The sequence below is a fragment of the Shewanella sp. GutDb-MelDb genome (genome assembly GCF_002836075.1).
Lineage (GTDB): Bacteria > Pseudomonadota > Gammaproteobacteria > Enterobacterales > Shewanellaceae > Shewanella.
The window spans coordinates 1-19,015 of the sequence record NZ_PJBM01000228.1; the positions used below are offsets into that span (position 1 = coordinate 1).

Annotated in this window: 22 protein-coding genes and 1 pseudogene; 10 read left to right on the top strand and 13 right to left on the bottom strand. The window is 45.0% G+C overall.

What is annotated here, in order from left to right:
- The first annotated feature begins 661 nt into the window (after nucleotides 1-661).
- Both CXF82_RS12605 and CXF82_RS22475 read left to right on the top strand, forming a co-directional pair.
- Nucleotides 662-1,789, top strand: coding sequence for a GGDEF domain-containing protein (locus CXF82_RS12605; protein ID WP_308304385.1), 1,128 nt, complete (start codon nucleotides 662-664; stop codon nucleotides 1,787-1,789).
- Between the two features lie 150 nt (nucleotides 1,790-1,939).
- Nucleotides 1,940-2,374: a DUF333 domain-containing protein gene (locus CXF82_RS22475; RefSeq protein WP_219621785.1), complete on the top strand. Its 435-nt coding sequence runs from the start codon at nucleotides 1,940-1,942 to the stop codon at nucleotides 2,372-2,374.
- A gap of 30 nt (nucleotides 2,375-2,404) precedes the next feature.
- Here the strand turns inward: CXF82_RS22475 and CXF82_RS12620 are convergent, their stop codons facing one another.
- The 7 genes from CXF82_RS12620 to CXF82_RS12650 form a co-directional block, all read right to left on the bottom strand.
- On the bottom strand, nucleotides 2,405-3,202 hold the full coding sequence (locus CXF82_RS12620) for a hypothetical protein (protein WP_102044285.1): 798 nt from the start codon (nucleotides 3,200-3,202) through the stop codon (nucleotides 2,405-2,407).
- A gap of 4 nt (nucleotides 3,203-3,206) precedes the next feature.
- Entirely contained in the window at nucleotides 3,207-3,695 is a 489-nt protein-coding gene (locus CXF82_RS12625; protein ID WP_257982780.1) for an RNA polymerase sigma factor, read from the bottom strand.
- The gene (locus tag CXF82_RS12630) at nucleotides 3,685-4,482 is read right to left on the bottom strand and encodes an HvfC/BufC N-terminal domain-containing protein (protein WP_102044286.1); all 798 of its coding nucleotides are present in this window, start codon (nucleotides 4,480-4,482) and stop codon (nucleotides 3,685-3,687) included. Before CXF82_RS12630 ends, CXF82_RS12625 begins: the two co-directional genes overlap by 11 nt.
- Nucleotides 4,473-5,327: an MbnB/TglH/ChrH family RiPP precursor modification enzyme gene (locus CXF82_RS12635; RefSeq protein WP_102044287.1), complete on the bottom strand. Its 855-nt coding sequence runs from the start codon at nucleotides 5,325-5,327 to the stop codon at nucleotides 4,473-4,475. The genes CXF82_RS12630 and CXF82_RS12635 overlap by 10 nt, the downstream gene beginning before the upstream one ends.
- Complete coding sequence (locus CXF82_RS12640; protein ID WP_101091954.1) at nucleotides 5,327-5,608, bottom strand: BufA1 family periplasmic bufferin-type metallophore; 282 nt, start codon at nucleotides 5,606-5,608, stop codon at nucleotides 5,327-5,329. Before CXF82_RS12640 ends, CXF82_RS12635 begins: the two co-directional genes overlap by 1 nt.
- Nucleotides 5,609-5,730: 122 nt before the next feature.
- Nucleotides 5,731-6,117: a thiol-disulfide oxidoreductase DCC family protein gene (locus CXF82_RS12645; RefSeq protein WP_102044288.1), complete on the bottom strand. Its 387-nt coding sequence runs from the start codon at nucleotides 6,115-6,117 to the stop codon at nucleotides 5,731-5,733.
- A complete protein-coding gene (locus CXF82_RS12650) occupies nucleotides 6,114-6,593 on the bottom strand; it encodes a DUF3429 domain-containing protein (RefSeq protein ID WP_102044289.1) in 480 nt (159 codons plus the stop codon). The genes CXF82_RS12645 and CXF82_RS12650 overlap by 4 nt, the downstream gene beginning before the upstream one ends.
- Nucleotides 6,594-6,876: 283 nt before the next feature.
- Here CXF82_RS12650 and folX point away from each other — a divergent pair, with 283 nt between their 5' ends.
- From folX to folM, 3 genes are read left to right on the top strand one after another with little or no spacing between them, the layout of a single operon-like run.
- Entirely contained in the window at nucleotides 6,877-7,242 is a 366-nt protein-coding gene (gene folX / locus CXF82_RS12655; RefSeq protein WP_101091957.1) for a dihydroneopterin triphosphate 2'-epimerase, read from the top strand.
- A 41-nt stretch (nucleotides 7,243-7,283) separates the two neighbouring features.
- Nucleotides 7,284-7,922: a GTP cyclohydrolase I FolE gene (gene folE, locus CXF82_RS12660; RefSeq protein ID WP_101091958.1), complete on the top strand. Its 639-nt coding sequence runs from the start codon at nucleotides 7,284-7,286 to the stop codon at nucleotides 7,920-7,922.
- A gap of 59 nt (nucleotides 7,923-7,981) precedes the next feature.
- Nucleotides 7,982-8,689, top strand: a complete 708-nt coding sequence (gene folM / locus CXF82_RS12665) for a dihydromonapterin reductase (RefSeq protein ID WP_102044290.1) — start codon at nucleotides 7,982-7,984, stop codon at nucleotides 8,687-8,689.
- 106 nt (nucleotides 8,690-8,795) lie between these two features.
- On the opposite strand, the gene CXF82_RS12670 is transcribed toward folM, so the two are convergent.
- Nucleotides 8,796-10,052, bottom strand: coding sequence for a mechanosensitive ion channel family protein (locus CXF82_RS12670; RefSeq protein WP_101091960.1), 1,257 nt, complete (start codon nucleotides 10,050-10,052; stop codon nucleotides 8,796-8,798).
- Between the two features lie 199 nt (nucleotides 10,053-10,251).
- On the opposite strand from CXF82_RS12670, the gene CXF82_RS12675 reads away from it, so the two are divergent.
- Both CXF82_RS12675 and CXF82_RS12680 read left to right on the top strand, forming a co-directional pair.
- The gene (locus tag CXF82_RS12675; protein WP_102044291.1) at nucleotides 10,252-10,788 is read left to right on the top strand and encodes an outer membrane beta-barrel protein; all 537 of its coding nucleotides are present in this window, start codon (nucleotides 10,252-10,254) and stop codon (nucleotides 10,786-10,788) included.
- 100 nt (nucleotides 10,789-10,888) lie between these two features.
- Complete coding sequence (locus CXF82_RS12680) at nucleotides 10,889-11,551, top strand: DUF3157 family protein (protein ID WP_102044292.1); 663 nt, start codon at nucleotides 10,889-10,891, stop codon at nucleotides 11,549-11,551.
- Nucleotides 11,552-11,797: 246 nt separating this feature from the next.
- Here CXF82_RS12680 and CXF82_RS12685 read toward each other — a convergent pair whose 3' ends face one another.
- Nucleotides 11,798-12,340 (bottom strand): TetR/AcrR family transcriptional regulator, encoded by a 543-nt coding sequence (locus CXF82_RS12685; protein ID WP_102039033.1) that lies wholly within the window; start codon nucleotides 12,338-12,340, stop codon nucleotides 11,798-11,800.
- Nucleotides 12,341-12,436: 96 nt separating this feature from the next.
- Here CXF82_RS12685 and CXF82_RS12690 point away from each other — a divergent pair, with 96 nt between their 5' ends.
- From CXF82_RS12690 to CXF82_RS12700, 3 genes and pseudogenes are all read left to right on the top strand, one after another.
- On the top strand, nucleotides 12,437-12,892 hold the full coding sequence (locus CXF82_RS12690; RefSeq protein WP_102044293.1) for an HPP family protein: 456 nt from the start codon (nucleotides 12,437-12,439) through the stop codon (nucleotides 12,890-12,892).
- 329 nt (nucleotides 12,893-13,221) lie between these two features.
- Nucleotides 13,222-13,442 (top strand): annotated as a pseudogene (locus CXF82_RS12695) (VOC family protein).
- An 85-nt stretch (nucleotides 13,443-13,527) separates the two neighbouring features.
- Nucleotides 13,528-14,232 carry a fumarylacetoacetate hydrolase family protein gene (locus CXF82_RS12700; RefSeq protein WP_102044294.1) on the top strand — a complete coding sequence of 235 codons (705 nt, stop codon included), beginning with the start codon at nucleotides 13,528-13,530 and terminating at the stop codon, nucleotides 14,230-14,232.
- Here the strand turns inward: CXF82_RS12700 and CXF82_RS12705 are convergent.
- The 4 genes from CXF82_RS12705 to hutC form a co-directional block, all read right to left on the bottom strand.
- Nucleotides 14,165-14,626 carry a PaaI family thioesterase gene (locus CXF82_RS12705; RefSeq protein WP_102044295.1) on the bottom strand — a complete coding sequence of 154 codons (462 nt, stop codon included), beginning with the start codon at nucleotides 14,624-14,626 and terminating at the stop codon, nucleotides 14,165-14,167. The two genes, CXF82_RS12700 and CXF82_RS12705, sit on opposite strands and share 68 nt — an antisense overlap.
- 207 nt (nucleotides 14,627-14,833) lie before the next feature.
- Complete coding sequence (gene hutH / locus CXF82_RS12710; protein ID WP_102044296.1) at nucleotides 14,834-16,366, bottom strand: histidine ammonia-lyase; 1,533 nt, start codon at nucleotides 16,364-16,366, stop codon at nucleotides 14,834-14,836.
- 3 nt (nucleotides 16,367-16,369) lie between these two features.
- The gene (gene hutU, locus CXF82_RS12715) at nucleotides 16,370-18,058 is read right to left on the bottom strand and encodes a urocanate hydratase (RefSeq protein WP_101091968.1); all 1,689 of its coding nucleotides are present in this window, start codon (nucleotides 18,056-18,058) and stop codon (nucleotides 16,370-16,372) included.
- Nucleotides 18,059-18,223: 165 nt separating this feature from the next.
- The gene (gene hutC / locus CXF82_RS12720) at nucleotides 18,224-18,928 is read right to left on the bottom strand and encodes a histidine utilization repressor (RefSeq protein ID WP_102044297.1); all 705 of its coding nucleotides are present in this window, start codon (nucleotides 18,926-18,928) and stop codon (nucleotides 18,224-18,226) included.
- Nucleotides 18,929-19,015 lie beyond the last annotated feature (87 nt).

A 19,015-nucleotide genomic window follows, 5' to 3' on the forward strand; every position in this document is an offset into this window, starting at 1 on the left:
TTATTAGCGTAATTCAGTTTTTTTTAGGAAAAGAAAGTTTATTAGAGAAAGTTATATTAATTTTCTCTAAACACTAAATAACCACTACAAATCAGTTGTATGCCTAGTTTGAGTGATGTCAACGCTTAGCCTCTATCAGCTCCTTTTTATAACATGGCGGCCATGAGTGTGCATCATTTTAATAACGGCCTTTGTAAACGTTCAGAAACTCTGCCGCGGAAAACCCCATACCACAATAAATGGTCTAAACCATGCTACCCCTACCCTCAACTGAAGAGCCCATAGGTACTGAGTACCACTATCTCTAAAATAAAATTATACTATTGATTATTAATAACTGAAGATATAATTTCCGTTGTGGATTTTCGCTAAATGAAATGCCGAGTTCTGCCGAATAAAGCTCGGAAGGAACATGTTTTAAAGGTTTTTCATTTTATATTAATCACAGGCTTTATCTTATGCTAAAAGTGTCGACTTACTTAGGCTATAGATTGTTGTTTTTTACTCATGCTATGACTCGATGTAAACGACTGAGCTGATTATTGAGTTCTGTTTTTACTGAGTTCAGTGTTTAACTAAGTTTATGTTGAGGTTTGTTTTGTCTGCCTTTTACCACCGATGTCGCTATTTCTTTCTTCCCCTTTTATTCACTGGCATAACATTGAGCATAATTCAGCTCTCTCAGCCAAGCTTACAAACTTGGCAAGGAGTGATTGAACAACTGCCTAACTGGCTACTTCCTGCTGTCGCTATCATCGCGCTGCAATTCAACCGCAGTCGATTAGCCTATTTAGCCATCTTATTGTTGGCATATTACTTCTGTATCACCACTGATCAAGTTGCAATAACAGAGTTAAATCTATACTCAGATCCGCTACTGCTTGCAGGTGCTCTCACCATTACTTGGTTCGCGTTTATTAAAGACAGAGGGCTTCTGTCTTCCCATAGTGTAGTGAGGATCCTTGGGGTAATATTGAGCTTGGCAGTCGCTTTAGGTTGGATCTGGGTTAACACTAAATTCAAGATAACACTCGATAGTTATCTTCCCAGTATGGTTACCATAGAGATTCGAATATTAACGCCTTTGTATATCTGCTTATTATTGGCTTTTATGCGAGGAATTTGGCCGTCTAATTTGGTCAATACTTCGATATTCATTACATTAGTATTATGGGCAATACATTTTATTTATCCTAGCTTGATCCCCATCTCCATTTCCATGACAGCATTGGCCATTCTTTATATTTTAACGGTCCTGACAGATTCCTACTTTCTCGCTTATCGTGATGAACTAACAGGGCTCGCTTCACGCCGTGCCCTTTATAATGCAGTGCTTTCCCTAGGCCGTAAATACAGCGTGGCCATGCTAGATATAGATCATTTTAAGAAGTTTAATGATACCTATGGCCATGATGTTGGTGATCAGGTTCTTAAGCTCGTCTCCAGTAAAATTGACCAGGTAAATGGCAATGGTAAAGCCTTCCGCTATGGCGGTGAGGAGTTCACCATCATCTTTCCCCGTAAAGATGTATCATCAGTTATCCTCTATCTTGAAGAGGTGCGCGAGGCCATAGAAGACTACGATATAGTGCTACGCAATGATAAACGTAAGCAACAAACCAAAGCTAAACGTAGCACCACTCAAAGTGACAGGAAAACTGTCAATGTCACCATCTCGATAGGCGTTGCAGAACATAAAAATGGCGAAACTTTTGAACAAACCCTGAAGAGATCTGATGTAGCCTTATACAAGGCGAAGAAAAAAGGACGTAACCAAGTTTGCGTTTAGTCCGTCACAGAGATAAATGAAAGTAGTGAATCAAAAGGCGATTTGTTAACTATTCTTTCTATAGTCGTGCCTCAACTAACCCTTTTGCGTATTCGGTGCGTTAGTACTTATAACGATACTTATCAGCCAACACACAGCAGAGAACGCAACATGAGAAAAATAACCTTACTTAGTCTTATAACCATCACAACATTATTTCTCCTAGGCTGCGATGCTCAGAAAACAGAACAAGCGTCAGCGGGCTCTATCAGCTTGGCAAACCCCGCATCTACTTATTGTGTCGCTCAAGGCGGTACCCTCTCGATTGAATCTGAAGAAGATGGGCAAGTTGGTTATTGCACCTTGCCCAGTGGTGAGAGAGTGGAAGAGTGGCAGCTGTATAAGCGTGACCACAAAGAGAGTAATGAGGATATTGAAGTGACCGAGATGCTACACACTCCGAATCCAGCAGCGGAATACTGCTTAAAACTGGGTGGTACTTCAGATCTTTCCAGCGGTAATTGTATTTTGCCAAATGGCGAAAAAATTGATCAGTGGCAACTATTTCGCCGAGATCACCTGTTTATCGACCCACAAAATAGATAGCTCAGCAGCAAGTCCACCAATAAGATAAATTCAATCGACCGAACGAGCCGTTGCCATCAGTAAGCCCTTCTCGATCCAGATTGATACCTCTACGCCCCTTACGACTTGTTCAATGGGTTGCTGCCCTTGCTCTAGCACTGGCAGCTCTCCATAAAGACTGGGATCGTATTGCACCTCATACAGAGTAACGGGTGCACCGTTATCCTGTTTAAAGCGGATCTGCGCGGCTGTTAGCCCTTGAATGGAGCAGTAGCGGCCGCCCAACATTTTACTTGCGGAGTTATCTAACAAACTCGAATTAACCAAGGTGAAATCCAGTTGAGTGAAATACTCTCTAAGCTGGTTTAAGTTTTGTGTTTGCACTTCCAGTGGTTTCATCTTCACATGATTACGGGCGACTTCATCGGCTATTTTCCAGCCCATATCTCTAGCCGCAATGGCCGGTGAACCTGAGTGTAAATAACGGCGTAACTCCACACTCGAAGACAACTGATATCCTGCCACCAGCAGCAATAAGCTGGCGACCATGGCGTAAACCATTTTGCTGATACTGCGAGATTTTTTGTTAGGGATCTTGCCCGCGCTTGCACCAGTAGATATTTCGCCAGGTACTTCGCTGCACTGAGCACGATTATATTCAGTAAGCTGAGCATCGGTCAGGGTAGCAGGCTGCGCTAGTGACGGCGTGTCTGCGGCCAACGTTGACGAGTCAGCCGCTAACAGCGCTTCCATGCGTGCGAGCCCATCTTGTGAAAGACTTTGTGCTTCAATATATTGCTTTACCATGCCTTTAAAGTTGTTGTCGGCGGCGCCGTGTTTTTTACTCATGATGTTAGCCCCCCTGACCTGTGGTATTTGTTTGAGCAGACAGCTGCATAATATCGACTGATTTAATCTTAATACGATGCAATCTCGATAAAATGGTGCCTCTGGGTTGACCTAAATCCTTAGCAATTTCAGCGGCGCTATAGCCCTCAACCGCCCATAGATAAAGCACCTCTCGTTCCGCCGCGTTTAGCTGCGAAAACAGATACTCGATTAAGTCATGCTGTAGCTCGACCTCTTCCAAACATGTTTCATCGAGTAAGGCGGGAGCATGATCATCTATGGGTTCGAAATCAATTATTTTTAAGCGCCTGCAATCATCAATAAATTGATTACGGATCACGGTGCGTAAATAGGCCCTAGGGTGCTCTGGTTTTGCTTCGCTCTTTAACCAACGTTCAATGGCTGTTTGCAGTAGGTCTTCCGCTTGCGCATTATGCCGAGTGAGACATAAACAATAACGGTATAAGCTCTGTAACAGCTCTCTATCCATCATGGGTTACCATTGACCTATAGCCAGCAATCCACCCTTGTTGGATCAACTGCGGCAGTATGTTCAAATCAACATCAGCATCCGTTAATGCCCCCAAAGACAAGCCGCGCTTTATCGCCAGCAATAGCAGTGCTTCAGCAGCTGAAACCAGCGTGAATGTCGTCTTAAAACGCTCTCTAAAGGTCAATAGGTATAGTGGAGATGTGTCGCTTTGCGACTGTGAATATTTCACTGCATCAGCTGAAGCTTGATGCTTTAACCAAATGCGATGCACTGGATACCTACAGGTAAGTAACTCCATGTCAGGCTGTAATAACAACACCGCTTGTTGTTGCTGCACTTCACTCAGTTGTCCCAGCCTTTCAAGTTTACACACCTGCGGTTGTTGCAAAAAATCTGTACGGTTCTGTGCGTAATAACCTTGCTTTAACGACCACTCTAGCGCCGCGAGTTCAGGCAGATACTCAAGTCCCGCAAACGCTTGATGTTGCTTTATCTCTTTAGCGAGCAGCTGTGAAAACTGTGCGCCATAATGATTTAAATTAGCGTCGTTAAGTGGATAAGCGGTGCAATACTGCTGCGCTAACTGACTAAAACAGCCCTCACCTAGCACCGTTTGGCACACTGGAAAACTGGTCTGTAAACCATTTAACAACGCCTGAAATGCATTATTGCGATAGACACTCAGCCGCGACTGTTCACGCTGATTGACCATGCTGAGCAGCTCACTATCATCGCCATCAGCTTGCAACGCTTGAATAAACGCCCCTTGCCAGTCAGCTAAGCGCATTGGTCAACCCCCGCTGATGGCTTGCTGTTGAACTGCATGATATCAGCGGCAATCTGTCGCTCTTGCAACAGTCTATTTAATGAAGGGATCTCGCTGTCCCACTCGATCATGGTGGGAATATTGCCATTAAGCTCTATATAGCGCTGATAAGCGTTCCAGACTTGCGGATCGACGGGGTGGTTATGCGCATCAAGCAGATAGTCACCTTTTTGATGAAAGCCTGCCAAGTGGATCTGTTTCACCCGCTGTGCAGGTACAGCATCTAAAAATGACTGCAACTGCTGATCAAGATTCACGCTCGTCACAAAAGCATTGTTGATATCAAGCAGCAGATAGCAATCTGCCTCTTCGGCAATCGCGGCGATAAACTCCCCCTCACTCAATTCATTATGTTGACAGCTCATGTAGGTAGACACATTTTCGAGCAATATTCTTTCACCCATAATGTCTTGAGTTTGCTTTATCCTGTTACTGATATGCATTACCGCTTCGGCGGTATAGGGCAGCGGTAGCAGGTCAGCCACCTTAAAATCGTCGTTGCCAGAAAAGCTCGCGTGTTCCGAATACCAATGGCCGCCACACGCTTGCTTGAGTGATTTGATCTTATTGAGGTAATCAACATCTAGCGTATTCGCACCGCCAAGAGACAAGCCCACGCTGTGAAACACCAGCGGAAAACGCTCGCTAATACGATTGAGCAGATGTTGATTCAGTCCGCCGTCCACCAGCCAGTTATCAACCAATACTTCAAGCCAAGGGATCTCAACACTGTCGTCAGCCAGAATCTGTTGTACGTGAGGAATGCGCAGGCCAATACCTGCGCCTGCTATAGCCGTAGCTAACATTAGCTTTTAGCCGGTTTAACCGCTTTTACTTCGCCGCCGGCTATCTTGTCGCATGTTCCAGCGGGCACATAAACCCACTCAGCCGCCAAGTTGTCAGTTTTAGCTTGGCCCGCACAACCATGGCTACCATCTAAAGCACCACAATCATTGGCACCCGCTTTAGCGATACCAGCGCATTTTTCCCACTCTTTCGGTTGATCAGGTACCGCTTGTGCACCTAAAGATAAACTGGCAGCCAAAATACCTGCCACGGTTACGCCGAGTGCTGTTGTAGATTTCATATCGATTATTCCTTTTGATAGATAACACATTCAACCCTATAACGATTGAGTCATGGGATTGATTGCATTGTGGTCAAAATTAATTCTAGTTGAATCGAGATGAATCGTGTAAACCACTCACGCTAGCGGGAACAAGTACCACTTTCGCAACGCTTCTTACCGGTTAACAGGTAAGAGATACGGTAGCGATGCTTAGCAAAAAATAGATAACCTTTATCGGCGAATGGTTTCACTAATGAGCAGCGTAGCAGTGAAACCCACCTCTCTTTGCCGACCACTTTCCAAGCTTCGTAAGTAACATCAAGCCCGGTAATAATTGAACCATCTGGACGTTGGGCATGCAGTATGCGGTTAGCAACAGTGAAATCAATCTCTGGAAATTTACTCGCAAAATCACTCTGATTAAGATCTTGTAGTTCTATATCATCGCCAATATCTCGGGCTTTTATATGCTGCATTTCAGCGTCACAAAGCGGACAAAGTGAGTCATAAAAAATACGTAGTTTCATTGCAAACCTCCAAACAACTGATGGATCAACATCAGTAAATGCATACTCACAGCCACCAACGTTAGGCGATGTCTCATCGAGAGATAGTCATCATTAAGGCATAGCGCTTGCGATTTTTTCTCAACCGCAAGCAAACTTAAATAACCTACCGACAGAATTGCCAGACTGATGACCTCTTGATTGAGTAATAAAGCGACCCAAGCGAGTATTGAATAAAGATTACTGAGGATCAGTAATCGACCTATGGTGCCACTCGTCGATAGGGCTAGCGCACGGCCCCAAAGAGTGCCGGAAATAAAGCTAAGGATAATCGCGCTGTAGCTAATAAACGCAAAATGGGCACTAAACCACGGCTGCTGCCAACCCAGCCAAACCATTAATGTGGATAAGATAAAAGGCAACAGCCCGGCATAACCCAGTCCTAGCCAAACACGTTCATTTTTCCCCATAGCGGACTCATCTTCAGCGCTAAACATGACTAATCTGTACGATGTCAGTTGACTTTTAGATCTCTGCTTGATGTAAATGAGTCGTTAAGAGTTGATCTTAATCGCGGGATTATCCGTATTCTTGCCTATAATTGTACTTTTGGCCTCGCGTGAGTTTGAAAGCCCGTAGCTAAGGAAGCTAACGTTCGATATACGACTGGATGGATGCCTTAGCCGAGAATAACTATTAGCTTTTTGCTTTCAGTGCTTTAAATTTCCACTGAATGAACAGATACTGAATACCATCAGTATCCATTTAAAAGGACTCTAAATGACGACCAGCAATGCCATTATAAAAGTGACCAATTTACGCCTGCGCACCTACATCGGCTTCAATATCGAAGAGCGCGAGAAGATGCAGGACGTGGTGATTAACATTGAAATCCACTACCCCGCAAGCAATGCGATTCGAGAAGATAATGTAGACGAAGCGCTCAACTACAAGAAAGTGACCAAAGCGGTTATCCAACATGTGGAAGAGGGACGATTCCTACTGTTAGAAAAGCTCGTGTCTGACGTACTCGACATCAGTAGTCAACATCCATGGGTGCAATATGCCCGTGTGACGATTGATAAACCCCATGCATTAAGATTTGCAGACTCTGTTTCATTGTCACTCGAGTACCGTAAATCCTAATGCCCAATTGCCAAATTATTCATTCACAGCAGGAGTCAACTATGGATGTATCACAGGCTGAACAAGTGAGAGAAGCACTCATTGCCCAAGGGCTCGAAACGCCATTAACGCCCTCGGATATGACCGCCGAGCAAAAATATGAACGTATTAAAGGCTTAATGACTGAAGTCGTATCCACCCTAGGGCTCGATCTTAGCGATGACAGTTTGCAAGAAACTCCGCATCGTATTGCCAAGATGTATGTAAACGAAATATTTGCAGGCTTAGATTATGCAAATTTCCCCAAAATTGCCCAAATTGAAAATAAAATGGCTATCGATGAAATGGTACGGATCACCGATATCAGCGTGGTCAGCACCTGCGAGCACCACTTTGTCACCATCGATGGGCTCGCAAAAGTCGCCTACATACCCAATAACACCATTATCGGTTTATCGAAGATCAACCGCATTGTGCGATTTTTTGCTCAACGCCCTCAGGTGCAAGAGCGCTTAACCAAGCAAATTTTAGTCGCACTGCAAACATTACTGGCGACCGATAATGTAGCGGTGAGCATTGACGCCACGCACTACTGCGTAAAGTCCAGAGGGGTTATGGATACCCAATCTAAAACTCAAACGACAGCACTGGGTGGAAACTTTAAATCGAATGCTTCAACCCGTGCAGAGTTTTTAAGATAAATAAAATCAGCACCTCGGCTATCAGGCCCTAAAGGAATTAGATTAACGGAAGTGGTATAATGACAGCCCCCATTTTAATTACGGGAGTCGGTAAGCGTGTCGGCTTTTATCTTGCTAAACATTTAGCCCAGCTAGGACACAAGGTGATTGGCACCTATCGTAGCCAATACCCGCAACTGCAAGAGCTTGAAACCTTAGGTGTCGAGCTGCATCGATGTGACTTTGAAGATGCATCACAACTTGATGAGCTACTGGTCACGCTAAAACAGCAACCTGCAATCAGAGCCATTATCCATAATGCATCCGATTGGTTACCAGACGGTGATGCAGCCTCTGCCATATCCATTATCGACAAGATGATGCGTATTCATGTCAGCGTGCCTTATGCTATCAACCTTGCCCTGACAGAGCAGCTCAATGCCTATACCGGAGGCACTGCTGATATTATTCACATTACCGATTATGTCGCTGAAAAAGGCAGTAAGAAGCATGCCGCTTATGCCGCCAGTAAAGCAGCACTGCACAACTTAACCTTATCGTTTGCCGCTAAGTTAGCGCCTAGTGTTAAGGTCAACAGTATTGCGCCCGCCATGCTGATGTTTAACCCCGATGACGATGAGCAGTACAAGCAAAAAGCCCTCAAAAAATCACTGCTACAGAAAGAGGGTGGCGAGAGTGAGATTTTAAATGCGGTGACTTACTTGTTGCAGAGTCAGTATGTGACGGGACAAGTGCTCAAGATTGATGGGGGTCGACATTTAGTTTAACGACGGCATCAATGTGATCGTAAACCCGAGCTCAGTTTAAAAATAGCCCATCGAAAAGGCACGTAAATACGTGCCTTTTTTCTTTAAATTAACTTCTCAGTTCGGTTTAGTGGCTTTGCAAGCTGCGAACATCTGCGCCTGTTGGCCCTTGGTAAACCCTTAAACCAAACTCCGGCAATATGGCGAACACATGGTCAAAGATATCAGCCTGAATGTCTTCATACACTGTCCACCGAGTATCGTTGGTGAAAATATATAGCTCAATAGGGACACCCGATGATGTCGGCGCAAGCTGACGAACCATCAATGTCATGTCTTTATGTATTTGCTCATGCTGTTTCAAGTAGGACAACATGTAAGCTCTGAACGTGCCGATGTTGGTTAGGTGACGACTATTCACGGGCATGTCGGCATCAACAACTTGAGCGTTAAATGTAGCGATCTCCTGCGATTTAGCAGTGAAATAAGACTTAAGGTGATTAATCTTAGCTAAGCGTTGTTTATCGTCTTCGGTTAAAAAACCGATTGAACAGATATCTATTTGCACCGAACGCTTGATCCTGCGACCACCTGATTCAGACATTCCGCGCCAATTTTTAAAGGCATCAGACACCAAAGCATAAGCTGGGATCATGGTAATCGTCTGATCCCAATTTCGCACTTTAACCGTGGTCAGCGATACCTCTTCTACCGCACCGTCGGCGCCATACTTGTCCATTTGGATCCAATCCGTTGGGCTCACCATTCTATTGGCGGCCAACTGAATTCCGGCCACAAAACCCAATATGGTGTCCCTAAAGACCAACATCACCAAACCCGTTGCGACACCTAAACCACTGAGAAAATAGACTGGCGATTGGTCAGCAAGCACTGAAACAGAGATGATAATGGCGACGAAAAACATGAATAACTTAAACAACTGCACAAAGCTTTTGATGGGTAATCGGCGGCTGACCAAGTTTACATCTGCAATTTCATTGGCGGCATCAAGTCCGCTATACACTGCTCGCACAAACAAAATAACGATAGTGACATCTAACAATCTGTCCGCCAAACTCGCCAATACAGCATGTTCGGTCAACGCTAGCGGCAGAATAATATTGAGGATCAGCGCAGGCACCAGCTTAGCTATTTTCTCCAGTACGCGATAGCGCATGAAGATGTCGTCCCAAGTGACACGAGAACGCTGGATAACCATGTTCATCGTGCTAACGACACCTCGCTTAACAACAATGTAGCCAATAAATGCCACAATGAAACAGGCTACAACCAAAATGCTAGTTGAAACCCCATCTGCAGGCTGGCTGTCGATACCAGCACTGGCTAACCATTGCGTAATAGTTGCTCGTAATTCCTGATCCAAAATCTAAATCTCCAAATAGTGAGTAGACAAAAAGTAACTCATCAATCTTATAAAAAAAAGCCAACACCCTAGAATCAAATAACAAACAACAGCGTTACAAACATCAATTTTAACAGCTATTTGAGCATTGTGAGTTGACTGTAATCTAAAGATTCACAACAATCCATTTTCTATTACCTGATAGCCAAATGAGAAGACCATGACCAAATATCTAATTGTCACCCTTTTGGCTTTAATGAGCACTCAAGTTAGTGCTAATGACTTCAGTTTTGATGAACCCATCTTACCTAAACCTGTCATCGCCCTCACGCTAGACTACATACCCGCGACATCTGACATGTATGGCATCACCATTGCGCCAAGCCATTACGACACTGATTATGCCAACTGGGGCTATTACATTGGCTATGCGCGGAGCAAAGAGACTGATGTCATTGTAGAAGAGCCTGGCGAAGCCCACACCAAAGATACCCAGTGGCGCTTTGGTCTCAGCTATACCTTGCTGCCTAAGTTAAGCTTATATGGCGGCGCCGCCGCTTATTCCAGCGAGTATACCTATACCAATAATATCGTGCCCTTGATTGTCGGCGGTAAGCCCGTTTGGGAAACTGACAAAGATACCACTTGGGGAGCTGAGATAGGCTTACGCTATGTAGTGGGTAAGCACCTTTCTTTAGGCGCTGGTTATAATTCGGCCACTGAATCTGCCGTATTCAGCATTGGTTACAGTATGTAGTTTGGCTGATAGCTTAAAGCGAGAATTTTTGATCTTGTCAGTATTAATTTATCTGCAGTTTGACTATGCTAGAACAATCTCCTTTATCAGGTAAATTGTCATGTATAACACTCTGCGAACCTTCGCTTCTGTCGTCTTATTAGTCTTTGCTTTACCAGCACTTGCAGACGAAGTCGGGCGAGTCACACTAGAGAATGGCGCAACAGTCAAACTCAACGATGATTTTACCTGGGAATATGTGATCCTAGAAAGTCAGACTCAAGACAGCACTGTAACCGCAGTCACTCTACCAGCCACCATCGCAGCAACTTCTGCCGCTGTCGCAACCGACGACAGCACAGTCGCTAACACAGCACCAGCAGTGCCGACCACATTACCTGCCAATGCCGACAACCTGACTTCAAATGCGATAGCTCAAGCAGCCCTGCTTAAATCAACGGGTAAAAGTGGCGTAAAAGTTAGCTTTTTTAATGAGCAGTGGGACGATGATGGCCGCCTTGGCTTGACCTTCGAGCTATCGAGCAATAGCACAGAGCATTATGTGATGATCGAATTAGAGATCAGCTTATTTGCCGATTCTGGTGCACTCATTAAGAAAGAAACGGTCAATGTATGGCAAGCTGTATTTAGAATGCCTGACTCTTATTTACGTAAAGGCCAAACTCGAGAAAGCCGTGTGTTCTGGATAGAAGGCATAGATAAAGCCCAGTGGACTAAGCAGCTGATGAGCTTGAAGATGAAAGAGATGGATTCTCGCATGTAGTTCGCCCTTTGTGTAAGCAATACCCTTTAGAGACCTAGCCAATTCGGCTGGGTCTTTTTGTATCAGCTTAGAGTATTTTTGCTGCACAATTTTATCTGCAGCAACTAGAGCTGAGGCCCTTCGGCCTAGAAAGTTGTGGCGCTTAATCCACTCCTGAGTTTTAAGATGTCAAACTTTACCAGATAGCCAACAACCAGAAACCCTGCCTTGTTTTCAGCAATTGTAATGGATAGCTCACAAGGCAATTTACAAGCGCTTAAGTATATCGATACATTTAGTGGCGACAGTATGGTCACCAGTCACATAAGCAGTTGTTATGGCGCCCTCTTTCATTATGCATAGTGCATCCACAAGCATAGGATCACTGTCTTTTACATGCCGTGTAATCAACTGTCTTACTTGCGCTTTATGGCTTTGGCAAAACCGAGATAAATGACTATTGGGATCACTAAACTCAGCGGAACTATTAATAAAGAAACAACCGCGAAAATTCCCCAACATAGGTTCTGAGTCGGTAAACCAGCTTTCTAATGCATTAAACAGTTGTATTACTACACGGTCATTAGAACCAGCTCCCAGCAGTTTCTCCTCTAGCCACACCATAAATATTGCATGCCTTTGCTCTAGGGCTGCAAGTATTAAAGCGTCTTTACTTTCAAAGTGACGATACAGGGTTTTTTTAGCGATACCTGAGACCTTAAGCACTTCATTAATGCCAATGGAATTAATGCCATTTTCATAAAAAAGCTCTAAAGCGGTATCGATTAATAATTGACGTTTAATATTCATATTCCTCTCCAATAGTTTCTATATTGACAAAAGGAGACAGATTTGTCTACAATTAACAGGTAGACACATCTGTCTCCTTGGCTTTAGGAAATAAATATGAACAAATTTACCTTAGCGCTGATTGCAGGGCTTGGGACATCACTCGCGATTGGATTGCTGTCGTATTTTGATGCAACGCTAACCAATACCGCTCTACTAATGGCGCCTTTTGGAGCGACTGCGGTACTTGTTTTTGGTGTTTCTGACAGCCCTCTAGCGCAACCTAAAAACGTGATACTAGGTCACCTAATCACCTCTTTTATTGGAGTGTTTTTCTTTCAATTCATTGACGTAACGCCAATGAGTTTAGCGATAGCGACGGGGTTGGGAGTCAGTGTCATGTTATTCACTAAAACAACCCATCCCCCAGCAGGAGCGAATCCAATACTCATTATGTTGTCAGGGCAAAGCTGGGGATTTTTGGTGACTCCCGTACTCATTGGTGCGGTGACCATCGTACTCGTCGGGAAAATGATGCAAAAGGTTAAACATCAGTTCGATTCAAAATCTTAGCCAAGCAATCAATGTTCATAATTGCTTATTGCGAGTTGCAACGCTTGAGGTCGAGTCTACGTGACTCGATCTTTTGTATCCGTTTTAGTGTTTATCCAATAGGTAGTTATACCCACAACTTTGAACGCATCAACCATGTGGCCAACAAAAGTGAAGTTAAAATGTCCAACGCTTACCGCATAATTCAATGCCACACCGCAATAATACTAACTCGTTATTTTAATATACCTTTGCTAGAGTAGTTTTTATCAGTGATATAAACCTTGTTATAGTATCGATAATAAAAATCTTGGGGTAGCTCCGTTTTTTCAAGCAAATAAGGACATTGAATGAATTTAAACCGAGTAACACTGCCAGTTAATGATATGGATATATCAACTCAATTTTATCGTGATTTAGGCTTCGCCCAAATAGTCGGCCCCCCCACTATGCGCGCTTCGAATGCCCTGAAGGCGGTGGCATAGTGATATATTTTGAGCACCAGCAATTAGATGATTGGGTAGGCGAAAATCGACTTAATCCACCATGGCGGGTAGAGCTTAGTACTTAAACTACACATAAAAACACTGCACTTGAAACCGTTGTGAGTAGCAACATGTTGCTTATTATTAATAACCGTACCAAAAGGCGTACTCATGAGAAATAGTGTTCGTTTTCAAAATAAACAATACTCCCCTTCTAAAGTCATATGCATTGGCAGAAATTATGTCGAGCATATTAAAGAACTCGATAATGAAGTACCGACTGAGCCGGTTATATTTTTAAAGCCCAATTCCGCTATCTCAAGTCACCTTTATCTTCATGACACAGACAGTATTCATTACGAAGGTGAAATATCCTTACTGATTGAATCTGATAACTTTGTAGCGGTGGGTTTTGGTTTGGATTTAACCAAAAGGGATCTGCAATCCGCATTAAAGAAAAAAGGCCTGCCTTGGGAAAGGGCTAAAGCATTTGATCAATCAGCATTATTCAGTCAATTCGTTGCCATCACTGAACCGATGTCACAATTAAAGATGCAGCTAACCATCAATGCCAAAGTCGTGCAAACAGCTGATTATGATCTGATGTTACACAAACCAGAGTCACTGTTAAACGAGGTTAAAACCTTCTTATCGCTAGAAGATGGCGATATTCTGATGACAGGCACGCCAAAAGGCGTTGGAAAAATAAACCCACACGATGTACTTGTAGGTCAGATCTTTAGTGGTAAAACCCTGCTAGTGGAGCACACTTGGTCAGTCCAAAGTAACTATCAAGGTCTAAAGCGGTTTAATTCATCATGCTCTCTGGCATCTTCACTGCCACCATATGCCCTTCGGCACAAACTATTCCGTTAGCGGATAGTGTGATATCTAACACCACTTTTCTCGGTTTTATCTCGCGAATAACACCACGCAACTCTAGCTCCACACCCATTGGCGTCGGTGCGAGATAGTCAATATTCAGTGCTGCGGTGACAAACCGAGGCGGCTCTTGATCGCGACTTCCAAATGCCCGTTGACCCGCGGCGCTGGCACTGCCTGTGCCGTGGCAATCGATTAAGGACGCTATCAGCCCACCATAAACAAAACCCGGTATTGCCGTGTGAAATGGCTTTGGCATAAAGTGCGCGATGGTTTCATCGTCATCCCAATAGCTTTTGAGTTGGTGACCATGAGGATTGTTTTTACCACAGCCATAACAATGACTGAGATCTTCTGGGTATTGGTCTTGAAAAGACTGACTTGTCATACCGTCTCCTGACGCATTCAATTACTGCCCTTACGCTATTACTAATTGTGATTTTCAGCAACACAGACATAAGCCTTAAGACTAAAGGCTGCAATGCAACTCATCGGCAAAGATCCATCTCAGCACGAGTCTGTAGATACAAAAAAAGGGACTATCAATCGATAGTCCCTTTCTAGCTATTTTAAGGCTAACGAGCCGATAAAACAGTTACAGGCTTGGCAGAATATCTGCTGGCAAGTAAGCGTTAAAGCTAGCAGTCAGCAGTAGGTTTGTTGATGCTTCGATATCGGGGCCGAAGAAACGGTCCTTATCGTAATAAGAAACCAACTCACGGATCTCAGCTTTCGCCTTTGCCACTGCTGCACTTGGCTGTAATGGACGACGAAAATCTAAACCTTGCGCCGAGGCCAATAGCTCAATCGCTAACACACCGCGGGTATTTTCAGACATATAACGTAAACGACGCGCCGCAAAGGTGGCCATAGACACATGGTCTTCTTGGTTAGCAGATGTTGGCAAGCTATCGACTGAGGCTGGGTGAGCGTAGGTCTTGTTCTCTGAAGCCAGTGCTGCAGCAGTTACCTGCGCAATCATAAAGCCTGAGTTTACCCCGCCATTTTCAACTAAGAAAGGCGGCAACTTAGACAAATTAGGATCGATAAGCAGCGCGATACGACGTTCAGCAATTGAACCCAACTCCGCAATTGCAATCGCCAAGTTATCGGCTGCCATCGCTACTGGCTCAGCGTGAAAGTTACCGCCTGAGATAATGTCACCGGTATCTTGGAACACTAATGGGTTATCAGTTACACCGTTAGCTTCGGTGCCTAACACCTCAGCTGCGTGGCGAATTTGCGTTAAACATGCACCCAATACCTGTGGCTGACAACGCAGCGAATAAGGATCTTGCACTTTTTCACAGTTAAGATGATCAACACTAATTTCAGATTCATCCGCTAATAAGTGACGGAATACAGCCGCTGAATCAATCTGGCCTTTCTGGCCACGAGCAGCATGAATACGCGCATCAAACGGGCTACGACTGCCCATTGCGGCTTCAACACTCATAGCACCAATCACTGAACTGGCAGCAAACAGATCTTCAGCATTAAACAGACCTTCCAGCGCTAAAGCGGTTGAAGCTTGCGTACCATTGAGTAACGCTAAGCCCTCTTTGGCTGCAAGTTCAATTGGCTCAAGGTCGGCGATTCCCAACGCTTCAATGGCAGAGATAAGTTTACCTTGGTAGCGCATCTGACCTTCACCAAGCAGAGGTAAGCTCATGTGAGATAATGGCGCTAAATCACCCGACGCACCAACAGAGCCTTTTTCAGGTACGCACGGATATACTTCAGCGTTAACCAGCTTGATCAGGAAGTTGATCACCTCTAAACGAATACCGGAGAAGCCACGGCTCAGTGAGTTAATCTTCAATACCATCATCAAGCGCACAGTCGCATCACTCATGAGCTTTCCGGTACCTGCCGCATGGGAAAGTACAATCGAGCGCTGTAGCAGTTGCAGGTCTTCGGCGGCAATATTAGTGTTAGCCAGCAAACCAAAACCTGTATTGATACCGTAAACGGTACGGCCTTCATCTAAGACCTGTTGTACCAAACCAGCGCTGATGTTGATGTCAGCTATTGCGCTTGACGCGAGTTCTAAGGTCACTTTTCCACGACTGATTTGACGAATTTGTGGCAGGGTTAGGGTACCCGGCGTTAATACTAAATGGCTCATGTTCTACTTACCTTCTGTCTTGGCTGTATCTAGCATCGGCAGATCTAAGTTCTGCTCTTTTGCACAATTTTTAGCGAGTTCGTATCCAGCATCAGCGTGACGCATCACACCTGTTGCAGGGTCATTCCAAAGTACTCGGCCTAGGCGTACGGCAGCGTCATCGCTGCCATCAGCAACAATCACCACACCAGAGTGTTGGCTAAAGCCCATACCGACACCGCCACCGTGATGCAATGACACCCAAGTGGCGCCACTAGCAGTATTAAGCAGTGCGTTCATCAGTGGCCAATCTGATACCGCGTCAGAACCATCAAGCATGGATTCTGTTTCACGGTTAGGACTCGCAACTGAGCCTGAATCTAAGTGATCACGACCGATAACGATGGGCGCTGACAGCTCGCCATTTTTAACCATTTCGTTAAAGGCTAATGCCAAACGAGCACGGTCTTTAAGGCCGACCCAACAAATACGTGCTGGCAGACCTTGGAAAGCGATACGCTCGCGAGCCATATCTAACCAGTTATGTAGCTGTGGGTTATCAGGAATAAGCTCTTTAACTTTAGCGTCGGTTTTATAGATATCTTCAGGGTCACCAGAAAGTGCCACCCAACGGAATGGACCAATACCTTCACAAAATAATGGGCGTACATAGGCAGGCACAAAGCCTGGGAAGTCGAATGCATTCTCAACCCCCTCTTCAAATGCCATTTGACGAATATTGTTACCGTAGTCGGTAGTTGCTGCGCCAGCCGCTTGTAGCGCTAACATGGCCCTAACTTGAACCGCCATCGATTGCTTAGCCGCTTTAACCACGGCAGCTTCATCGGTTTTACGCATCTCAATCGCTTGCTCAAGCGTCCAGCCTTGTGGCAGATAACCGTTGAGCGGATCGTGTGCTGAGGTTTGATCGGTAACCACGTCTGGCGTAATACCGCGCTCAACTAGCTCGGCAAAAATATCGGCCGCATTACCGAGTAGACCGACTGATACCGGCTTACCGCTGGTGTTAGCGTCTTCAATCATCGCCAAAGCTTCATCGAGTGAAGTGGCTTTTTTGTCGACGTATTTAGTACGAAGACGGAAATCAATACGGGTTTCATCGACTTCACAGGTCAGCACTGAGTAGCCCGCCATGGTGCCAGCAAGTGGCTGCGCGCCGCCCATACCACCAAGACCACCGGTTAAAATCCACTTACCAGCAGATGAACCGCCAAAGTGTTGCTTAGCCATTGCCACAAACGTTTCGTAAGTGCCTTGCACAATGCCTTGCGAACCAATATAGATCCAAGAACCCGCTGTCATCTGGCCGTACATGGCCAAGCCTTTCTTATCTAATTCGTTAAAGTGTTCCCAGTTTGCCCAGTGTGGCACTAGGTTTGAGTTAGCGATGATCACGCGTGGTGCGTTGCTGTGGGTTTTGAATACGCCAACGGGCTTACCTGATTGCACCATCAAGGTTTCATCTTCTTCAAGACGCTGTAATACTTCAATGATCTTGTCGTAACATTCCCAGTCGCGGGCTGCACGGCCAATGCCGCCGTAAACCACTAAATCTTCAGGGCGCTCAGCAACATCTGGATGTAAATTGTTCATCAGCATGCGCATCGGCGCTTCTGTCATCCAGCTTTTACAGCTCAATTTAGTTCCATGCGGCGCAATGATGCGACGACTTGGATCGTGTCTCTTATCCATGGGGTCTACCTCGTTCAATTTGTTTGTTGTATTTGTTTTTATCTATTTTTTATTTACTGTCTTATTGTTTTTTTATGCTGATATTGCCATGGCTGACTTAACCTGCGACAACGTCATTTTTCTCGCTAATTCATTCGTACTAAAGTGGTTATGACCAAATGGGTGCTAACTAAATGTCAGGTGGCCGCCTAATCTAAATCTGCTACCGGGATGCACCAAGCGGGCAAAACTGACTACACCTTGGCGCGACCAAGTGCGACGAGTGATTTGTAAGCAAGGCTCTGTCGCATCAATGTGTAATAGCGCCAACTGGGTAGCGTCCGCCAACTTGGCTTCAATGGTGTGCTTAGCTTCAGTCAGCGGTGCCACCATCGATAAGTATTCATGCGGGGTTTGTTGACTAAAGTCTTGCGCCAAGTACTCAGGCACCAGCTTAGGATTCACAAAACGCTCCTCTAATTGCAGTGGCGTGTCTTGCTCGCAATGCACCAACACCGACAAAAACACCGCGCCGCCCTCTTCCAGCCCCAGCGCAATCGCTATCGCGCCCGTTGCTGTCGTTTCAGTAAGCTCCACTTGTTGAACAGTGTAACCATGGCCACGGTCTTTAATTTCATCAGCAATGTTACGGATCGCCATCATCGATGACTGCGATTTAAGCCCAGCCACAAAAGTACCAAGCCCTTGTGAGCGTTCTAATACGCCAGATTCAGTTAATTCAGTTACGCCACGGCGCGCCGTCATACGGCTGCAATTAAACAATTCAGCTAATTGATTTTCAGACGGAACCCGGCTGTTCTCAGCCCATCTCCCTGACTCAATTTGACCGCGAATGTATTGTTTAATCTCTGCAAACTTTGGCGTTGCCATCGGTTATCCTGTCTTATACCGTTTTTGATGACCGATTACATATCAGTCCAGCGGCTATTTCTAATGGTCGAAAACTCGGCTACAATC